Origin of the sequence: Streptococcus entericus DSM 14446 (assembly GCF_000380025.1) — a bacterium.
Classification (GTDB): Bacteria; Bacillota; Bacilli; order Lactobacillales; family Streptococcaceae; genus Streptococcus; species Streptococcus entericus.
The window spans coordinates 87,768-105,772 of sequence record NZ_KB904182.1 but is presented as its reverse complement, the minus strand read 5'-3'; the positions used below and the strand labels follow the sequence as shown (position 1 = coordinate 105,772).

Annotated in this window: 25 protein-coding genes; 9 read left to right on the top strand and 16 right to left on the bottom strand. The window is 43.0% G+C overall.

Features of this window, described 5'->3' with window-relative positions:
• Positions 1-369 precede the first annotated feature (369 nt).
• A complete protein-coding gene (locus A3GW_RS11020) occupies positions 370-891 on the top strand; it encodes a hypothetical protein (protein ID WP_018368838.1) in 522 nt (173 codons plus the stop codon).
• Positions 892-1,066: 175 nt separating this feature from the next.
• On the top strand, positions 1,067-2,101 hold the full coding sequence (locus A3GW_RS0108360) for an aldose epimerase family protein (protein WP_018368837.1): 1,035 nt from the start codon (positions 1,067-1,069) through the stop codon (positions 2,099-2,101).
• A gap of 46 nt (positions 2,102-2,147) precedes the next feature.
• Here A3GW_RS0108360 and ntdP read toward each other — a convergent pair whose 3' ends face one another.
• The 9 genes from ntdP to A3GW_RS0108315 all read right to left on the bottom strand — a co-directional run bounded on the left by ntdP (position 2,148) and on the right by A3GW_RS0108315 (position 9,999).
• On the bottom strand, positions 2,148-2,681 hold the full coding sequence (ntdP, locus tag A3GW_RS0108355) for a nucleoside tri-diphosphate phosphatase (RefSeq protein ID WP_018368836.1): 534 nt from the start codon (positions 2,679-2,681) through the stop codon (positions 2,148-2,150).
• Positions 2,682-2,744: 63 nt separating this feature from the next.
• Entirely contained in the window at positions 2,745-3,521 is a 777-nt protein-coding gene (gene recX, locus A3GW_RS0108350) for a recombination regulator RecX (protein ID WP_018368835.1), read from the bottom strand.
• A gap of 145 nt (positions 3,522-3,666) precedes the next feature.
• Complete coding sequence (gene serS / locus A3GW_RS0108345; protein ID WP_018368834.1) at positions 3,667-4,947, bottom strand: serine--tRNA ligase; 1,281 nt, start codon at positions 4,945-4,947, stop codon at positions 3,667-3,669.
• Between the two features lie 24 nt (positions 4,948-4,971).
• A complete protein-coding gene (locus tag A3GW_RS0108340; protein WP_018368833.1) occupies positions 4,972-5,196 on the bottom strand; it encodes a hypothetical protein in 225 nt (74 codons plus the stop codon).
• A gap of 208 nt (positions 5,197-5,404) precedes the next feature.
• Positions 5,405-5,779, bottom strand: coding sequence for a DUF956 family protein (locus tag A3GW_RS0108335; RefSeq protein ID WP_018368832.1), 375 nt, complete (start codon positions 5,777-5,779; stop codon positions 5,405-5,407).
• A gap of 62 nt (positions 5,780-5,841) precedes the next feature.
• Entirely contained in the window at positions 5,842-6,753 is a 912-nt protein-coding gene (locus A3GW_RS0108330; RefSeq protein WP_018368831.1) for a PTS system mannose/fructose/sorbose family transporter subunit IID, read from the bottom strand.
• A gap of 16 nt (positions 6,754-6,769) precedes the next feature.
• Positions 6,770-7,576 carry a PTS mannose/fructose/sorbose transporter subunit IIC gene (locus tag A3GW_RS0108325; protein WP_026216669.1) on the bottom strand — a complete coding sequence of 269 codons (807 nt, stop codon included), beginning with the start codon at positions 7,574-7,576 and terminating at the stop codon, positions 6,770-6,772.
• 260 nt (positions 7,577-7,836) lie between these two features.
• Entirely contained in the window at positions 7,837-8,826 is a 990-nt protein-coding gene (locus A3GW_RS0108320; RefSeq protein WP_018368829.1) for a PTS sugar transporter subunit IIB, read from the bottom strand.
• Between the two features lie 360 nt (positions 8,827-9,186).
• The gene (locus A3GW_RS0108315) at positions 9,187-9,999 is read right to left on the bottom strand and encodes a Cof-type HAD-IIB family hydrolase (protein ID WP_018368828.1); all 813 of its coding nucleotides are present in this window, start codon (positions 9,997-9,999) and stop codon (positions 9,187-9,189) included.
• A gap of 290 nt (positions 10,000-10,289) precedes the next feature.
• On the opposite strand from A3GW_RS0108315, the gene A3GW_RS0108310 reads away from it, so the two are divergent.
• Both A3GW_RS0108310 and A3GW_RS0108305 read left to right on the top strand, forming a co-directional pair.
• A complete protein-coding gene (locus tag A3GW_RS0108310) occupies positions 10,290-10,799 on the top strand; it encodes a hypothetical protein (protein WP_018368827.1) in 510 nt (169 codons plus the stop codon).
• A gap of 11 nt (positions 10,800-10,810) precedes the next feature.
• A complete protein-coding gene (locus A3GW_RS0108305) occupies positions 10,811-11,020 on the top strand; it encodes a helix-turn-helix domain-containing protein (protein WP_018368826.1) in 210 nt (69 codons plus the stop codon).
• Between the two features lie 183 nt (positions 11,021-11,203).
• Here the strand turns inward: A3GW_RS0108305 and A3GW_RS0108300 are convergent, their stop codons facing one another.
• The 4 genes from A3GW_RS0108300 to A3GW_RS11575 all read right to left on the bottom strand — a co-directional run bounded on the left by A3GW_RS0108300 (position 11,204) and on the right by A3GW_RS11575 (position 14,276).
• Positions 11,204-12,379, bottom strand: a complete 1,176-nt coding sequence (locus A3GW_RS0108300; RefSeq protein ID WP_018368825.1) for a tyrosine-type recombinase/integrase — start codon at positions 12,377-12,379, stop codon at positions 11,204-11,206.
• A 177-nt stretch (positions 12,380-12,556) separates the two neighbouring features.
• Positions 12,557-13,003, bottom strand: coding sequence for a hypothetical protein (locus A3GW_RS11015; RefSeq protein ID WP_018368824.1), 447 nt, complete (start codon positions 13,001-13,003; stop codon positions 12,557-12,559).
• Positions 13,000-13,428, bottom strand: coding sequence for a hypothetical protein (locus A3GW_RS0108290; RefSeq protein ID WP_018368823.1), 429 nt, complete (start codon positions 13,426-13,428; stop codon positions 13,000-13,002). Before A3GW_RS0108290 ends, A3GW_RS11015 begins: the two co-directional genes overlap by 4 nt.
• A 32-nt stretch (positions 13,429-13,460) precedes the next feature.
• Entirely contained in the window at positions 13,461-14,276 is an 816-nt protein-coding gene (locus A3GW_RS11575) for a LexA family transcriptional regulator (RefSeq protein WP_018368822.1), read from the bottom strand.
• Positions 14,277-14,449: 173 nt separating this feature from the next.
• On the opposite strand from A3GW_RS11575, the gene A3GW_RS11900 reads away from it, so the two are divergent.
• Both A3GW_RS11900 and A3GW_RS0108275 read left to right on the top strand, forming a co-directional pair.
• Positions 14,450-14,587, top strand: coding sequence for a hypothetical protein (locus tag A3GW_RS11900; RefSeq protein ID WP_018368821.1), 138 nt, complete (start codon positions 14,450-14,452; stop codon positions 14,585-14,587).
• Between the two features lie 175 nt (positions 14,588-14,762).
• A complete protein-coding gene (locus A3GW_RS0108275) occupies positions 14,763-14,978 on the top strand; it encodes a hypothetical protein (protein ID WP_018368820.1) in 216 nt (71 codons plus the stop codon).
• Here the strand turns inward: A3GW_RS0108275 and A3GW_RS0108270 are convergent.
• Positions 14,961-15,644: a DUF4145 domain-containing protein gene (locus tag A3GW_RS0108270; RefSeq protein WP_018368819.1), complete on the bottom strand. Its 684-nt coding sequence runs from the start codon at positions 15,642-15,644 to the stop codon at positions 14,961-14,963. The genes A3GW_RS0108275 and A3GW_RS0108270 overlap by 18 nt on opposite strands.
• A gap of 75 nt (positions 15,645-15,719) precedes the next feature.
• Between A3GW_RS0108270 and A3GW_RS0108265 the strand changes: the two genes are divergently transcribed.
• Together A3GW_RS0108265 and A3GW_RS0108260 are read left to right on the top strand one after the other, a co-directional pair.
• Complete coding sequence (locus A3GW_RS0108265) at positions 15,720-15,905, top strand: helix-turn-helix domain-containing protein (protein ID WP_149036286.1); 186 nt, start codon at positions 15,720-15,722, stop codon at positions 15,903-15,905.
• Between the two features lie 43 nt (positions 15,906-15,948).
• The gene (locus A3GW_RS0108260) at positions 15,949-16,149 is read left to right on the top strand and encodes a hypothetical protein (protein ID WP_018368817.1); all 201 of its coding nucleotides are present in this window, start codon (positions 15,949-15,951) and stop codon (positions 16,147-16,149) included.
• Here A3GW_RS0108260 and A3GW_RS0108255 read toward each other — a convergent pair.
• Complete coding sequence (locus tag A3GW_RS0108255) at positions 16,138-16,524, bottom strand: hypothetical protein (RefSeq protein WP_018368816.1); 387 nt, start codon at positions 16,522-16,524, stop codon at positions 16,138-16,140. The two genes, A3GW_RS0108260 and A3GW_RS0108255, sit on opposite strands and share 12 nt — an antisense overlap.
• 288 nt (positions 16,525-16,812) lie before the next feature.
• Here A3GW_RS0108255 and A3GW_RS0108245 point away from each other — a divergent pair, with 288 nt between their 5' ends.
• On the top strand, positions 16,813-17,571 hold the full coding sequence (locus tag A3GW_RS0108245) for a phage antirepressor (protein ID WP_018368814.1): 759 nt from the start codon (positions 16,813-16,815) through the stop codon (positions 17,569-17,571).
• A 121-nt stretch (positions 17,572-17,692) separates the two neighbouring features.
• On the opposite strand, the gene A3GW_RS0108235 is transcribed toward A3GW_RS0108245, so the two are convergent.
• Positions 17,693-17,941 carry a hypothetical protein gene (locus tag A3GW_RS0108235; RefSeq protein WP_018368812.1) on the bottom strand — a complete coding sequence of 83 codons (249 nt, stop codon included), beginning with the start codon at positions 17,939-17,941 and terminating at the stop codon, positions 17,693-17,695.
• Positions 17,942-18,005 lie beyond the last annotated feature (64 nt).

Genomic DNA, 18,005 nt, shown 5'->3' with positions numbered 1-18,005 from the left:
CCCGAAAACTGCACGCATGATACTACCTCTTTGTCTTGAATGATTCCTTGTTTTAGAGATGTCATTTTCAATACTCGACGTCTAGCGTCCCACATACTTTGATAACATTCTTTCTAAAACAGGTGTCTTGCCAGTTTTTGTTGCGACGTCTAGCGTCAAAAAGCCCCACGACTTAACAAGACACCTCTACTTTATCATCTTGAGAATGAAAAAAGTAGTGAGTACTCTCTCCCGTCGGAGATTTCCTCACTACTAATCTTAGTATGTTTTTGTACTCCATTAGAACTTTTTGTTTACGGTGTTCAAATGCTATTTTTTTCTAGATGTTATGGTAAAATTGCTCATATCAACCGTGGATAGGAGAATGGTATGATCATTTTCGAATTCCCAGGGACAGGGAAAACAACATTGTCCAAGAAGAATGATAGGGCCATTGATTTGGAGCTATCTGAAATCAAATACGATAACAGTACTGTGCAACACCTGACAAAGGAGCAACGAAAAGCTATCAGACGGCCATTGAGTTCTAAAGGATACAAGAAAAAATATGTCCAACAAGCTAAGTTTTATCATGAAAAAGGTTATCTGGTGCTAGTTGCGATTAACATGATGCTGTGGTTGCTGTTGGCCATGCGAACATGGTCGGATCAGAGTTTTCATGTGGTTGTCCCGTCCTGGCAGTTGAGGCAAGAATACAAATGGCGCTATCAAGAGCGTGGTAATAACCGACGATTTATTACTGAAGTTATGCTGGTCTGGTATCCAACAACCTGGTTTTTCGGTCTTATGGCTCTGATTTTTCCAAATCAAGTGACCATTCTTCAATCGGGTGAGTACCTTGGGAAGGTTTGTTTAACAAAGGGCTATCTCTCCTCAGGCAAGATGACTTGACACCTTTTGTTTTTGGTACTTTTTTAGTGATACGGTAAATAGCTGAGCTGATTTCTTATACTGCCTGTTAGCTTACTTCTTAAACGAGTTAATCGTTTTCAAATTTTCATTTGAAAAAAAACTTAAAAAGAGTTACAATAGACGTATAAAATTTATTATGTCAAAAGGAGTCTTTATGGCAGTTAGTACACGTCTTATCGAAACGATTGATGGGCAGGAGATTCATCAAATTACCTTGTCAAATCGCCGAGGAACTCGGGCGGATTTTCTGACCTTGGGAGCGACTTGGCAAAGTTTTTATTTCCCTCAACCTGATGGTCGATTGACTAATTTAGTCTTGGGGCATGAGCTGCCTAGTGACTACCTTAAAAATGGCATCTGTGCTGGTCAGACAGTCGGTCGGGTGGCTGGTCGGATAAAGGCTGGTCAAGCCATAGTCAATGGTGAGCTCTGCCATTTACCAGCCAATAATAACGGGAATACCCTACATGGTGGACCTTGTGGTCTTCACCGCCAAGTCTGGGATTACGAGGTTATTGAAGAAGAAGGCAAGTCAGGCGTTCGTTTTAGCTATCGTGCCTTGGCTGCCCTTGATGGCTTTCCTGGAGATATGACCATCACTGCAACTTATGTGCTGGATGATCACGACCGTCTCACTGTGACTTATGAGGGTAGTGAGGCGACCAGTGATACCCTCTTCAATCCGACTAATCATGTTTACTTTAACTTAGGTGAGCAGGATAATTTAGCGCGGCATACCTTGTTTATCGCTGCTAATGCCCGGCTTGAAACAGATGAGCATTTGATTCCGACAGGGCGACGTCTGGATGTCACAGGAACACCTTATGATTTTCGGAAGAGCACATCAGTTATTGAAGCAATCAGCCTCACAGGTGGGTTAGACGATGCCTTTGAGGTCCTTGTTCCTGAGACCAATCCTATTGCTATCTTGACTGATCAGATGAGTGGCAATCAGGTCACCGTTTACTCTGAGCGTAATGGTCTGGTGGTTTACAGTTTTAACTTCCCTGAGGAAGGTGTCGTCTTCAGCCGAAGCAATGGGCGAGAAAACTTGAAACATGAAGGAATCGCTCTGGAAGCCCAAACCTTACCTGATGCGGTCAACCATGCTGATTTTGGGGATATTATTTTGAAAGCAGGTCAGACTGCCCGTTACACGATCACCTACGATTTTGACAGGATTGACTAATAAGTTCTAAAAAGCCACCAGCTGTCTCGCTGGTGGCTTTTTAGGGTTAGCGACCTTTCAATTCCAGATAGCGATTGTACCAAATCTTAACGTATTCTTCTGAGAAGGGGCCTTTTTTTTGATTGATCCAGTCAACGAGGATTTTCACATTTTCCTTTAGGATCAAGTCCAAATCAGTAGGGTAGCCCATCTGACGACGATGCTGCTCATATTCTTCAATATCCAGCAGCTTTTTTGTTCCGTCAGTAAATACTTTGACATCGAGGTCATAGTCGATATACTTGAGCGCCTCTTGGTCGAGAATATAAGGGCTAGCCATATTGCAATAATAAGAAATCCCCTCATCTCGAATCATGGCAACCACATTAAACCAAAATTTCTTATGGAAATAGACCAGAGCTGGTTCTCGTGTTACCCAGCGCCGCCCATCATTTTCCAAGACCAGAGTGTGGTCGTTGACCCCAATAACCGCATGCTCAGTGGTTTTTAGAATCATGGTATCTCGCCAAGTGCGATGGTGCTGGCCATTATGCTTATAACTCTGAATCGAAATAAAGTCGCCCTCTTTAGGTAACTTCATCCGCTTACCAACTTTCTAAAAAGTTTATCCACGTTATTTTACCATAATCTGACTAAAAACGCACTAAAAATAATCCCGAAAGGCACGGTCAATGGCGGAAAACGAATAACCTTTCCGAGCTAAGGCCTGCTTTACCCGCTGTTTCAGTTCATAGCCCTCGTATTTTCTGCTGTATTTCCGCTCTTGTTTCTCGAGTTCCGCCAGCAAGAGTTCGTCCTCTTTCTCTTCGTCGGTGTCAATTGTTGCTGACGCAATGGCGGAGCTTGCTGTCTGATAGGAGAAACCCTTGTTGAGTAGGTGTTGGGTGAGCTTGTCTTTGAGCGCTTTCTGTGGTAGTTTACCACTATACTTTCGGATGGCCTTGTTGACGAGCCGTTCAACAACCTCAGTAAAATCAGACTCCTCTAAGGCAGCCTCAATCACTCTCAGAGGAACCCCTTTTTGTATCAGTTTTTGTTTCAGTGCAAATGACCCCTTGTCACCAGAATAGAGATTGCCTTGAATCAGTTGCTGGGCATAGCGGGCATCGTCCAGCCATTTATCGACAGTCAGGCTGTCAATAACGGTCGAGATGATACCTTCGTCAATCTCATGCTTCATCAGGTAATCACGGACTTCCTTGCTTGTTCGCTGTTTGAAAGAGAGGTGATAGAGGGCGAGATTTTTACCATAGGAAAATTGCGCAAACTGGCGAATGTCCTCTAGTTCCACATCGGTAATGTCCTTGCCCTTGGTCAACATGAAACGAACAATGGTATCCTCGGTGATGTAAAGTCTCTCTGTGTCGTCTAGCTCTAGCAGGTAAAGACGTTTTTTCTTTTCAAGTTTAGTAATCTTCATGTCTTCTATTATAGCAAAAAAGCGGTCCAGCTAACAATCAGGGCAATCTTGTGGCTTTGTAAATCGTTTCTTAAACCGTTATCCAATAGGAAAAAACGCACAAGAGCAGGCAATCAGGTCTCCTGAACTTGTGCATTTTCATGGGTTATGGTGCGGTAATCGTATCTACCCCACCCATGTAAGGACGTAGGACTTCTGGGATAGTGACAGAACCGTCTTCATTTTGGTAGTTTTCAAGGATGGCTGCCACGGTGCGACCAACTGCCAAGCCTGAACCGTTGAGGGTATGGAGAAGCTTGACCTTGCCATCTTCGTCACGGTAGCGGATTTGGGCACGACGGGCTTGGAAATCTTCGGTGTTGGAACAGCTGGAAATTTCACGGTAGGCATTTTGCGCAGGGATCCAGACTTCCAAGTCGTAAGTCTTAGCCGCTGAGAAGCCCATATCGCCTGTGCAGAGGGTTAAAACGCGGTAAGGCAGTCCTAGTTTTTGCAGGATATTTTCAGCGTCAGCGGTCATTTTTTCCAATTCCTCGTAAGACTCTTCTGGCTTGGCAAATTTGACCATCTCCACCTTGTGGAATTGGTGAAGGCGGATGAGACCGCGGGTGTCACGACCAGCAGAGCCAGCTTCAGAGCGGAAAGATGGGCTCATAGCGGTGAAGTAAATCGGCAAATCCTTGCCGTCGATGATCTCGTTGCGGTAGAAGTTGGTCAACGGAACTTCGGCTGTCGGAATCAGTACCAACGGACGCTCGTCGTCTGCGATTTCAAAGGTGTCTTCCTTGAATTTTGGATAATTACCTGTGCCGAACATGGAATCACGGTTGACCAAGTATGGTGTGATGATTTCTTGGTAGCCTTCGGCATTGTGCTCGTCTAACATGAAGTTGTAGAGGGCGCGCTCTAATCGAGCTCCTAATTTCTTGTAGAAGAGGAAGCGGCTACCTGTGACTTTTGCCCCGCGTTCCCAGTCTAGGATGTCGAGGTCTTCGCCCAGGTCCCAGTGAGCTTTGGGTTCAAAGTCAAAGGTGCGTGGTGTCCCCCAACGGCGGACTTCCACATTGTCTTCCTCATCTGCTCCCACAGGGACGCTATCGTGGGCAGTATTTGGCAGGATAGCGATGGTCTGGCTGATTTGCTCATCAATGCTGGTCAATTCAGCATCGATCGCTTTGATGTTAGCCCCTAGCTCTTGCATGGCAGCGATTTGGCTGCTGGCATCTTCTTTGTTGCGTTTGGCAGTTGCAATAGCCTCGGAAGACTTGTTGCGCTTGGCCTTAGCTTCTTCAGACTGGACCAAGAGTTCACGGCGCTTTTCGTCTAAGGTTTTGAGGGTTTCTAATACCTTGCGGTCTACCCCACGTTGGGCGAGTTTGCTAGCTGTACCGTCAAAATCAGTACGTAGTCGTTTGATATCTAACATAAGAGTCCTCCAAAAAATAAGTGATTAAGCCTTAAAGTCATCAAGGCTGATAGCAACAGATGGGTAGTGTGACAAGGTCGTCAAGTCCGTATCTAGCGGTAAATCGTAGATGGCGAGGTAGTCGCTAGGGTATTGCCCTTGAAGCTGTTGCAACTTTTCTTCGACGCGTGCCGAATCGGTTGACGCAAAAACAACTTCTACAACCCCATCTGTTTGATCGATAAAGGCATGGACAATGAGTTTGATCAAGATGACCTCCTTGATAAAAAAACAGCACCAGTGTTTCTGCTGGAGCGTGTTCACGCGGTTCCATCCAGCTTCGCACAAGTGCCTTGATTAGTGATTGAGTTGTCTACACGGTAGAATTTCATCTGTCTTTTCTATCTGCTCACAGCTACCGCAGACTTTCTGAAAGAAAAGGACACACTACTTATCCGTTGGTCTTATTATACTTGATTTAGGACGATTTGGCAAATACTTGCTTGATTTTTTTACCGATTGTCTGCAAGAGTGTTGGCAATTTAATCACCTTGTCATTGCCAAGCTTCTCTCGAGCGATTTTCAGAATCTTACCAGAGTCCTTGCTGGCAAAGAGGAATTTTCCGCTGTCAGTTTGGATTTCAAAATGTCGGCTAATGGTTTTTCCATGAACGTTCGCACCGATATGCTGAATGTTGCCCCAAGGAATCTGGATGTAGCGTTCGACATTGGTGTCTGGGTAAAATTCGATTGCTTTGTCGCCAATGAGAAATTTGCCGACCTTGCTACCGATGTCTGCGTAGGACACGCCAGTTGTTTGAAAAAGAACAGTTGTGTTGAGTGATTGTGCCATCGTATCTCCTTTTGCTGTTTCTATTATAGCATAAAACCCTCACTATGTGAGGGTTTGCCATCTTACATGATACCTGTAACGCGTGCCAAGATACCAACGATGAAGAGACCTACAATAATGGTGATTGGAGATACTTTTTTCTTGAGCAACCACATACATAGGAAGGTCAAGAGCAAGTGCATAACACCTGGTAAGAGACCGTCTAAGTTTTGTTGGAAGCTAGTTATCTTAGTTGGTGTTTGAGAGAGACCTTGACCAACTTGGGCAAAGGCTTCACGAATTCCCTCGCTACCTTCTGGCAATTTATCCCAGTGGATAAATGCTTTATCATCTAATTGCACTTCTGAAACGTTAAAGGCAAACTTGATGGATACCCAGCGTTCTGCCAAAACAGCGATGATGAACATCCCAAGGATTGAGGCACCTTTGGTGATGTCTTGAAGGATACCACCTGACATGTCTTTAGTGATTTCACGACCAGATTTGTAACCGAACTCTTGGGTGTACCAGAGGAAAAGCATACGGATGGCGTTCCAAGCGATGAAGAAGAGCAGTGGACCGATGATGTTACCTGATACGGCAAGGGAAGCACCGAGGGCACCGAGGATTGGGCGAACAGTAAACCAGAAAACAGGGTCACCGATACCAGCGAGAGGTCCCATCATCCCGATTTTAACCCCTTGGATAGCGGCATCGTCTACTTGACCACCGTTAGCACGCTCTTCTTCAAGAGCGAGGGTAACACCGACGATTGGTGCTGCCACGTAAGGGTGCGTGTTGAAGAATTCCATGTGGCGTTTAAGTGCCGCTTGTTGGTCTTCCTTTTTAGTGTAAAGTTTTTTGATGGCTGGCACCATAGTGTAGGCCCAACCCAAGTTTTGCATCCGTTCGTAGTTCCAAGAAGCTTGAAGGAACTGAGAACGCCACCAGATGTTCTGACGGTCTTTCAGGGTTAATTGTACTTTTTCTGACATGTTTTTATCCCCCTTCTTAGTAGTCTTCTAAAATGTCGCCAATTGGGTCACCTGAACCAGCGTTACCAGCGTTACCGCCTTTTTTAGAGAGGTTGAGGTAGATGAAGGCAAGGGCTGTACCAATGGCACCAAGAGCAATCAAGGTCAAGTCGCTGACAGCAGCCAGAGCAAAACCAAGAGCAAAGAACGGCCAAACTTCGCGGGTTGCCATCATGTTGATAACCATGGCAAGACCAACCGCGATAACCATGCTACCGCCGACAGCCATACCACCTTGCAACCAATCAGGCATAGCTTCCAGCATGGCACGTACAGCATCAGCAGGAACGGCAATCAAGAGCGCCGCAGGAATAGCGATACGCAGACCTTGAAGAGAGAGAGCAACCAAGTGGTAGCGCTCAAGTGCCGCAAAGTCACCGCGCTCAGCAGCTGCGTCGGCACCGTGCACCAAACCAACGGAGATCGTGCGGACAATCATGGTCAAGAAAAGACCAGCAACAGCTAGAGGGATAGCAACGGCTTGTGCGACTTGGATACCATTGTTTGAGAAGTCGCCACCTTTGATCAAGATGATAGCAGAAGCTACAGAAGCCAGAGCCGCGTCAGGAGCTACCGCAGCACCGATGTTAGCCCAACCAAGAGCCAAAAACTGGAGGGTACCACCGAGCATGATACCGGCAGTTAGGTTACCACTCACCAGACCAATCAAGGTACAAGCCACGATGGGTTGGTGGAATTGGAATTGGTCAAGGACACCTTCCATACCAGCTAGGAAGGCGACCACGACGATTAAAATAGCAGAAATAATTGAAATATCCATTATTTTATCCTTTCAGTAAGATACAAAGGGTGTTAAAAATCCACAGTGAAAATAGGCAACTAGACGAAGAAACGCTAGTTTCTAGGAGAGTTGGTCTTTTTCACACAGGATTTAACCCGTGTTCAATTTCATAAGACATAAGGACGTTAAGAAAATGCGATAAAATCCGCAGGCAGATCCGCCGATGGTATTGCCATCTAGGAGCTGACCAAATTTTGGAGCATTTTTAGTCCGAATTCAGTTTTGAGTTTAACAAAGAAAAGTTAGTTCACATTTGCTTTTTTAATCAAGTCAAACAGGTTGCCAGGTTTATCATTTGGCACCTTGCGAACGTCGAAGCTGACACCGAGGTCGCGTAGCTCTTCAAACGTTGCCACATCGGCCTTATTCATCGACAAGGCGTTTGTGACCATGGTTTTACCTGTCGAGTGCGCCATTGAACCAACGTTGAGGACTTGAATTGGCACACCACCCTTGATAGCTTCGAGAGCTTCTTGAGGTGTTTCAAACAAGATCAATGCTTTCGTGTCACCAAAGCGAGGGTCTTTTGCCGCTTCAATGAGTTTTCTAATCGGCACAACGTTTGCTTTCACCCCGTTTGGTGCAGCTTGCTTGATAAGTTGCTTACGCAGTTCATCTTGGGCGACAGTATCTGAGGCAACGATGATACGGTTGGCTTTAGAGTCCGGTGTCCAAGCAGTTGCCACTTGACCGTGCAAGAGGCGGGTGTCGATACGCGCCAAGTTGATTTTGAGCTTGCCGTCTCCGATGACTGTGCCCTCAGGAATAGCTCCTTGACGAACTGGTGCTGCAACTGGTGCGGCAGTTGTTGATGCAGGCTCGAGTGATTCAGGTAGAACCTTAATCCCTTCGCGTGCTTCTTTGAGAATATTAGCTGCCACTTGTTCGACACCAGCACTAGCGTCCATCAGGCGCTCTGTGTAGGCTTGGATTAACATTGGCAGGTTGAGGCCTGTGATGATAGCTACCTTGCGTTCAGGAGTTTCACCTGCGACACGGCTGGCTTGGTTAAATGGCGAACCACTCCACAAGTCAGCGAGGACAAGGATTTCATCATCGGCGTCAAATTGAGCGATAGCTGCACTGATTTTTGCGTGCAAGTCATCTGGACCTTCGTTTGGCATAAAGGTCACGACTTGTACTTTTTCTTGTTCGCCAAAAATCATTGCACCTGACTGGTGAATGCCAGCAGCAAACTCACCATGGCTGGCAATAACAATACCGATACCCATTCTTGAATTTCCTCCTTTAAATTATTTTTCATTGACATGACTAAAATAGCCTCTTATTGTGTTAAAAGTCCTTCTTAACCATGTCAAAGAAAGTCAAGAACGTCATTATTGTAAAACGATTTCAATTTCTTGTCAATAGGTAGAAATTATAATAATTAATCAAGTTAACCTATAAGTGAGCGAGTAAACAAAAACGAAAAAACAAGCTAGATAGCCTGTTTTTAGGAGTTTTTGGGTAGTTCAGTTTGTTAAAACATGAACAAAAGTAACATAACAATTGTTTCTGCTTGTTCGAAAATATTTTTATTTTTTCAATTAATTGAAAATGCTTACCTTTTGCTTTCGATATTTTTCTGAAACTTACAAAAACAATTCACGAAGTTGCTGGGCGACCCCGTCTTCATCGCAAGTATATGAAATCTGTTGATCAGCATATTCAAGGAGCATGGGATTGGCATTTTTCATGGCATAGCCAACGTTTGCAAAAGCTAGCATCTCTGTGTCATTTTGCTCATCGCCAAAAGCAATCAAGTCTTCTCTGGACCGTCCTAAACTGGTCAATAATCGCTCTAAAGCATAGGCTTTGTTGATGCCTTTGGGTGAAAACTCTAACAGATTTAAGGGTCCGCCCCAAGAATCAACTTCAATCTCATGCCTGAAATAGGCTTTAATCTCTTTTGCCAGCTGGTACTTATCCTCGTGACGGGTTTGCACTAACAATGCAAGAGGATCTGCGAGTAGCTGATTTGGGTTAAGCAAGAGGTCATCGCTCAGCTCATTGAGCCCAAAAAGTTTTGGATCAATCTTATCCCGCTGATCTAGAGTGACGAGGAAATGGTCGCGGTATTCGCTAGCGACGAAGTCTAGTTCGAATCGATGGGTTTCCTGCAGTAACTCAAGGAGGTAAGAGCGATCGATGGTAATGGCATGTTCACCTGCCCAAGCTTTTTCAGGGATATGTAACATTGCTCCGTTAAAGTTAATCATCGGGGAGGTCAGCCCAAGCTGTTTATAGTAGGCTTTTGCCATACGATAAGGGCGCCCTGTAGCAATGACAACTGTATGCCCCTTGGCGATAACCTGTTGAATCGTCTTAACACTGTTTTCTGAAATGGTGTGGTCACGGCGAAGGAGTGTGCCGTCTAAATCAATAGCAATTACTTTTTTTGTCATAAGAGGTATTATAGCAAAAAATTGGGAAAAGTTCAGCTGCAAAGCTATCAAATCACCAGTCAAAGGTTGTAAATTTTGAATAAGGTTAAAAAATTATTGTTTTTTAATAAAAAAGTGTTGCAAAAGAATTTTTTTGTGGTATACTAAAGATGTCGACAACATATTGATAAACAATAAAAAAGAGTTGAAAAGAGGTAAAAATAATGATTTAATCAGTTCTGAAAACGATTTATTGGCTTTGTAACTATTCTTAATATCTAACTAACAAATACATCAAAAGGAGTTTCATCATGAAAAAAGAATTATCATATTTAAAAATTGTCGTACCTATCTTGAAAGTGATAGCGATTATTCAAAGTATCGGTTTAGCTGTTGGTGTAGCACTGGCAACTTTCTTTAGTATTAACGGTGTTGATAAGGGGTGGAAAATATTAACAAGTTGGGCAGCAAGCACAGGTGGAACCATCACTGGTAAATTTCCAGATATTCCACATCCTATTTTCTTATGGGTGGGTATTTTTCATGGAGTTCTAATTTTAATGTTGATGATTCTAATCCGAAAATTCTGCCAGAACCTTGTGGTGGGTAAAATTTTTGTTCCTGCTAATGTTACCTTGACCCGCCAAGCGTCACTTGTATTGCTTATAAACGGCTTTATTAGTGTGACTGGTGTTATTGGTGAGATTTCAGTAGGAGGCATTGATTTATTGACACTCCTAGCAGCTCTGGCAGTTTTTACCATTTCTAAAATTCTTGAGCAAGCAAACGCCATCGCTGAAGAAAATGATTTTACCATTTAGGAGGTTAGTCGATGATTATTGTGAACCTAGATGTGGAATTAGCAAAGAAAAAAATGAAATCACAGGATTTGGCTGAAAAGATAGGCATCACGACCGCTAATTTGTCTATCTTGAAAACAGGAAAGGCGAAAGCCGTTCGTTTCTCTACTTTAGAAGCTATCTGCCGTGAGCTCAACTGCCAGCCAGGCGATATTTTAGCCTATCAACCAGACCAAGACTAAACCTAAAACCAGCCAATAGGCTGGTTTTTTGGTATAATATAGCTATATCGTTTTATTCGGTGAAAATCCATCAAAATCGGCTTTTTTACATCCTTTTGTGTATGTGGTGCGTAGAAAAAGCAGGACGAAACTGATATAAATTGAAAGCTAGGGGGGATAATCGGGGGATTATTCCCCTCTTTTTTATTGGATTACTTTGAGGAAGTTATCAGTTACGCTGGCCGATATTTCTTCTTGGATATGGGTGTACTTCTCGGTCATATAACTTGTTGAGTGACCAAGAGCGGCTGCCATATGTTCAATCGGAATACCGGAGGCGACAGCTTGGGAGGCGAAGAAGTGTCTCATCATGTGCGGACGGACATAAATACCGCAAGCTTTTTCTACCTGATGAAAAAGGTCTTCAACACGACTAATAGGAATAGGGAACCCCCTACGATGAGCGTTAGGATAGTGGGCAAGAAAGAGGTAATCATCTGGGTTCAGTATTCGTCCCTGCTCCTTAGCCAGATGGCGTGAGGTTTGAATAGCCGTGCGGAAAAGGTTGCTTGTTTTTTGGTCTAGCACGACAACACGACGGGAGTCTTTGGTTTTCATCTGTTCCAGACCCTGCTTGTTCCGCCCATCACGGCGGTTTGTCCTTGAAGCTGTTAGATGGAGTTCTAGGCGACCGTCTGACCGTTCTACGGGCGTTTTGAGCTGAATACCTGCGACTTCACTTTTTCGCAGGCCAAAGTAGGTGCTACGGAAGATGGTGTACTCGTAATCGCCGAAGAGGTTGCGAGCTGTCTGGTCTATGATTTTGAAATCAGCCAACTTGAGCTTGCGGTTTTGGGGTAGAATATGGCTCTCTCCAATGTAAATTTTTTGTAAGGTATTCTGGGTCAGATTGCCACAGGCGACAGCATCGTTGAGAATAGCCATGAAAATCCCATGGGCTTGTCTGACGCTATGTTTGCTGTGGGTCTTGAGCATGCCATTGATGAAGAGCTCGTAGTCCTCACGGTTGAGGTCTTTGAGCTTGACGTGACCATATTTGGGAAGGAAGTGGTTGGTATAGATGCTGACCTTGTTGGCTTCGGTGTCAGGTGCCCATTGACCAGTTCTAGTCTTTTTATCGTAGTATTTTTCCCAAAACTGGTCAACGGTCAGGTTTTTGCTGATGTGGTAGTCGCCTTGGTCGATTTTATTTTCAATCTCCGCGAGGGCTGACCGTGCCTCGGCAAGGGTTTTGAGACCGCTCTTGGTAACCTCTTGCTTGCGACCGTTGATCATGAAAGAGCGCCTGATGTAGTAACGTTTGCCCTTGGTGGTGCTGTAAGTAAAAATATTTGGGTAATTTGTTGGTATTTTTGTCATTGTTTTTCTCCTTTGTGATGACTTCTGGACAAGGTCTTTTTCACGTCGGAGAGGTTGACATCACCCCCTTTCAGGTGTTAAAATGGGTATAGTAAAGAGGCCTACTGAAAAGCTGGTTTTTACTATACAGGCTAAGTCCATCACTCAAACTTTGGTCGGGGAGAGTGGTGGGTTTTTTTATTTGTTCAAAATTAAAGGAATGAGTATTCCTAAAATAGCAACTGCTGTTCCTATAGACCATAAAATAAGCTCTCTCTTATCTTTACGAGCTTGTTCTAGAGATTCTATTTTTTCATTGGCTAAATCAACTTTAAGATTAGCAAATAAATTCTCTAACTTATTTTCAAAATTATCAAATTTTAAATCAACTTGTTTGGTCAATGCGTCAAATTTTAAATCCGATTTTTCCGAGCTATGCTGAACATCCGTACTGATTTTGTCAAATTTCAAATCTATTTCAGATTTAGTGTATGTTTCCTGTGACATAATAGATTCCTCCTGTTGTTTTCTTGATTCTATTATACCATTAATGTGTGACGGGGGTGCTTTTGTTTCTGCTTTTGCATTATTTAAATACGCAATATTTGTAGGCTTGCTTTTAAAATTGTCCTGTGCTTCCATCATATCATCTCCCATAAGCCAAAATGATGATAGCTATATGCTGTGTCAACTTCTTTACCATTTTCATCTAGCAATACAAATAAAAACAAGAAGTCACTTGGAGCCTGAATTGTAAAATTGAAATCAAAATTTCCTGTAGCTTTTCCATATCCATCTTTCAGTAAGACAAAATCTTGGTTTGCAATATTTACTCTCGTGGCGTGGACTGGATAGTTTGTACCATCTGGGAAATGTGCTGAAACAGATAGTATGTAATTGGTATCAGGTCGTAAATTAAAAAAATCTAAGAAAGCCACTAAAGATACAGAGCCAGGATAGAAATCAAAATTGTTGATAGTACTTAACAGCTGACCATTGCCTGTATTTACAATTTTTAGAGCAGTCATTTTCTCTTTGAATAGATTTTGTTTTAGCGGGATACTAACCATATTTACTCCTTTACTATAAACCAACTATATTCCTAAACTCTTCCTGGATCATGTTGCCCCTCCACCGGTGTGAAGCTGCCGACTACCTCAAAGATTTTGATGTGGGTGTCTTCGCTTGGTGGGAAGGGGATGGTAAAGTCTGGGAACTGGTCTTTGTCTTCGTTGATGGAGACCAGAAGTAGCCCCTCATCGGTGGTGTAGACTTTTTTGAAGTAGTTCTTATCATCGACGACGACGACGCACTCTTGACCGTTGTAGTGGCTAGTGCCGTAGTCTCTGAGGTAGAGGATGTCGCTGTCGTCATAGTCTGGTGCCATAGACCAGCCATCAACCATGGTGGCGATATCGTAGCGGGGTGGCTCTTCATCGGTGTAGACGTACTTGTCGTTGTCGTAGTCATCGTAAGAGAAGCCTGTGGGTCCTGCTTTGGCGGCAGACGTGTAGTAGACTGTGAAGAGCAGTTGCTCTGCGAGTGTTGCCTCGTCCTCCTCACGTTCTAGAACCTCTCTAGCGTAGCCTAGGACGCTTTTTTTACCCTCTGGGGATAATTCCCTCACTGTCTCTATAATCGTCGCTGTGAGTTCGTCTGTGGGCGTCTGTGAACCTGGGGAGGTTTTGGTTTTAGGAGAATACACCTCCACGAGGTCAGACTTTTCCACCTTGAAGAAATTGGCCATCATTTCTATTTTGTCAATTCGAGGGTAGGTTTTTGCATTGACCCAGTCGAGGACAGTTGTATATTTGAAGTTCATTGTTGTGGCAAAATCTTTGACATTCATCCCTAATTTGTTAAGGTGTCTTCTGATATTAGTTGCCATAATTTCTTTATTTCCGAGTGAACTAGTCATAAGTTACCTCCGTTCTCTACATTTATAGTATAACGGGAAAACCGTGTTTTTGTCAAATAAAAATAAAAAAAATAAAAAAATCGGGGTTTTTGTGTTGACAACACGGTTAAACCGTGTTATAATAGTCTCGTAAGGTTGATAAAGACCTTAACAAAAAGAAGGAGGAAAGGCGGATGATGGAACACATCATAAAAAGCCTAGTCGATAAGGAACTCACACTTCCAATCATCGTCCTAGGCTTAGCAAGAGAAGCCCGCTTATGGCACAAACAAGTGCTTGAGCACAGGCGGAACTTGCACAACAAAAAGTAAGAGCAAGGGGCGAAAGCCCCAACCTCTTATCTTTAGTGTATCATCATCTGCCCAAGAAAGCAAGATGGAAAAAGTCGTCTTAGTGTTAGGTGGTCTTTTGGTGGTATCTTTTGTGACCAGACAGATTGTGAAATATAAGAAAAAGTCCAAAAAGAGGTAGGAAGGAGAATAAGTTATGACTCAAGAAACTAGCGGTAGCATTCAACAAACAGTCGACAGCGAAGTGGTCAAGCTGGTTAAAATTTCTGTTTTTCGTGGGGCAGGAACCCCAGAAGATCCAGGACGGACAGTTGAGCAGTATTTTAATTTTGACCATGAATTGATTTACGAAATTGACCCTTGGCGTGAGTATCTTCGCATGCAAAGTAGTCTGCTATTTTCGTCTGAGTAATTGCTTATCGTCGTTGATTGTGAGGATATTTTGGAGAAGTGCTTCTTTTTCTGCACGTTCAACATACCAGCCTTTAATCAATACTTCGATGAAGCGAATCAGTTTTAGCGCTTCTCCTGGTTGAATATCAACAATCAGATTGACATCTTTTTCTGGATGAGCCCCAATGTTTCCGAGTTGGCGGAGGGCATCAAGGACTTTTCTGGTGGTTACATCGACTTTGTCCTCAATCAACTTGATTTCGTCAAAAAGACTTTTTCCTGTGACACCCCAGAAGTCTCTAATCATGCCTTGTAAGCAACGCCGTGACAGGGTTGCTGAGGCTTTGGGACTAAGGTTTAAGATGGCGCAGGCTTCGTTATAGTCCTCAAGAATAACTTGGGGGACGTAATCTGGGAACTGGATAGCTTCGGAAAGCGGGTAGAAGCTGATGCCTTTGTCTGGGAATTGTTTCCCAACACCTTGAATATCGATGGAAATTTTGTGGCAGTCTGCATTTGGACAAGCAAAGAATTGAACTAGGATTTCATCATCACCGTTGCTTACAGTGTCATTGATTTTCATAGCCTTTCCTTGTCGGAAGGATAAACTCTCTTCCTTGTAGGTTCCATAGGTTTCAGTTGCACCTTGCTGGCAGAATGGGCAACGCAAATTATTTTTATCCATAAGATTTCTCCAATCATTTTATTTTCATTATATCACATAGAAAGGGGGTGAGGGGATTTGAAGTTGACTTTGAGAATGCTTCGAGCAGGGACGAAAATGACACAAGAAGAAGTTGCTCAAAAGTTAGATATTGCTACTTCTACATTGAGCAAATGGGAAAACGGTAAATCGTTTCCTGATGTCTCTGAAATAAAGAAGTTAGAAGAGTTATACAATGTCAGTTACGCTGACATTAACTTTCTACCAAACAACACGGTTTAACCGTTTTGATATCCCCGCAACCAGCGGGTAGGAAGGAGGAAGAATGAAAAATTCAATTACAGAGTATGATAATGCACTTTTTATTAATGATTACCGAGTCCCTTATGTTATTAAGGACTCTGTAAAAGTAGATCAAGATAGCATGCAAGTCACGATTACTATCGCGATTAGCGACTATTTAAGGATTCATAAACAAAAAGAACCTGTAGAGGTTTACAAGTTCGACGATAATTTACCAGAGTAAATTAGCTATTGCTTTTGAGATACTGCTTGGGGTGAATGGCAAACCTTCTGACTTTAGAAATTCCTTTGCTTTTGTTTTTGTATCAGAGTTTTCTAAAGCTCGTAGGTAAGAATGTCCAGCCGTTGATATCCTATTGATTTGGTACAACGTCCCGTCAACTGTTGGATAACGTTTTGCGATAACTAGACCATCATCAATAAGATTATCAAGAACTTCAAGGGTTGCCTCAACCATCAGTTGTTTTGGAAAAGTTTCTCTCATTTGGAAAAGTTCTTCTTTTTCAGATAAGAATTCAAACAGTTGGAAGGCATCGTTGATACGCTCGTCATGGATAACCTCTAAAATACACTTATAAATGACAAAATAGTCTAGCATGCGAACCTCACGTTTTTATTTCAGTATAACATATTTTTAATAGCTCTGCCATTTTCCGAAATGGTCGAAGAAAGGGGGTGAGGGGAGTGGAACATAAAATATCCTCTTTGCTTACCTCGCTTCCGAAAGAAAAGCAGATATGGGGCGAACTGTTCATGTGGGTCGTTATGTATGGGATTCTTTACCCTAAGGACAAGCAGGATATGACTTTGACCCGAATTGTTACCGAGACATCAGACGGTAAGAGAAAGACGGTCTATAAACTAGAAATTGATACGGAGGTATAATATGGAATTACAAATTTTCAAAAATGACCAATTTGGTCAAATTAGAACAGCTGATATTAACGGCGAGGTCTACTTCAATCTCAAAGATTGTTGTCACATCTTGGATATTAAAAATCACAAAGACGTGGTTTCTCGATTAAATCCAAAGGGGGTAGCTACTACCGACCTCCTTACTAATGGCGGAACTCAACAAGCAAACTTTATCAACGAAGCTAACTTCTACAAACTGGTTTTCCAGTCTCGGAAGCCAGAAGCAGAAAAGTTTGCGGATTGGGTCACCGCAGAGGTTTTGCCAACAATTCGCAAGCAAGGTGCTTACGTTACGGATTACAAGGCAGTTGAATTGGTCAGCAACCCTAAAGCTCTAGGAGATTTTTTGCAAAGTCTAACTGATCAAGTCAAATCGCTTGAGGCTAAATTGGAAAAACAAAAACCTCAGGTTCTGTTTGCCAACGCCGTCTCAGCCAGCCAGACCTCTATCTTGATTGGTGACTTTGCCAAACTGCTCCGTCAGAACGGCAAGAACATCGGTCAGAACCGTCTGTTTGCTTGGTTGCGGGAACATGGTTTTTTAATCAACCGAAAGGGTAATAGTTGGAATATGCCAACTCAACGAAGTATGGATATGGGGTTGTTTGAAATCAAGGAGACGACCATCAATCATTCGGACGGACATATCACCATCAGCAAAACACCGAAGATGACGGGCAAGGGCCAGGTTTACTTTATGGAGAAGTTGCTGGTCGAGGAAGTGGCATAGGAAGGAGGTGAGGGGATGAGACCTAAACGGTATCCGTATAGACAAAAAGAACCTACTGCGGTAACAGTAGATTCAGGAAAAATAGTCCTTGGGAATTGGACTAAAGAACAAATAGACTCAACTAAACAAATCTAATAAAATCACCTTCAACTGTGAACTCATTATTAGATTTAATAGTAATTTGACCTTGCGAAACCTCATCTAAAACAATTGTTCCGTCATCAAAAATATAAAATCTTTGAAAATATAATCGGTCTGAACTGTTTACAAACTTATAGACTAGATTACCTTTGGGAATAAATTGATAACCTTGAGGATGGTCGCTTGGCGATACATACACATGTTGTAAATTTTGTTCTTCTATATTCATATAATCACCTCCTTTCCGTGTTGATTTTTGTGTGAATAAAGAGTGTAAAGGTTTACTCACAAAG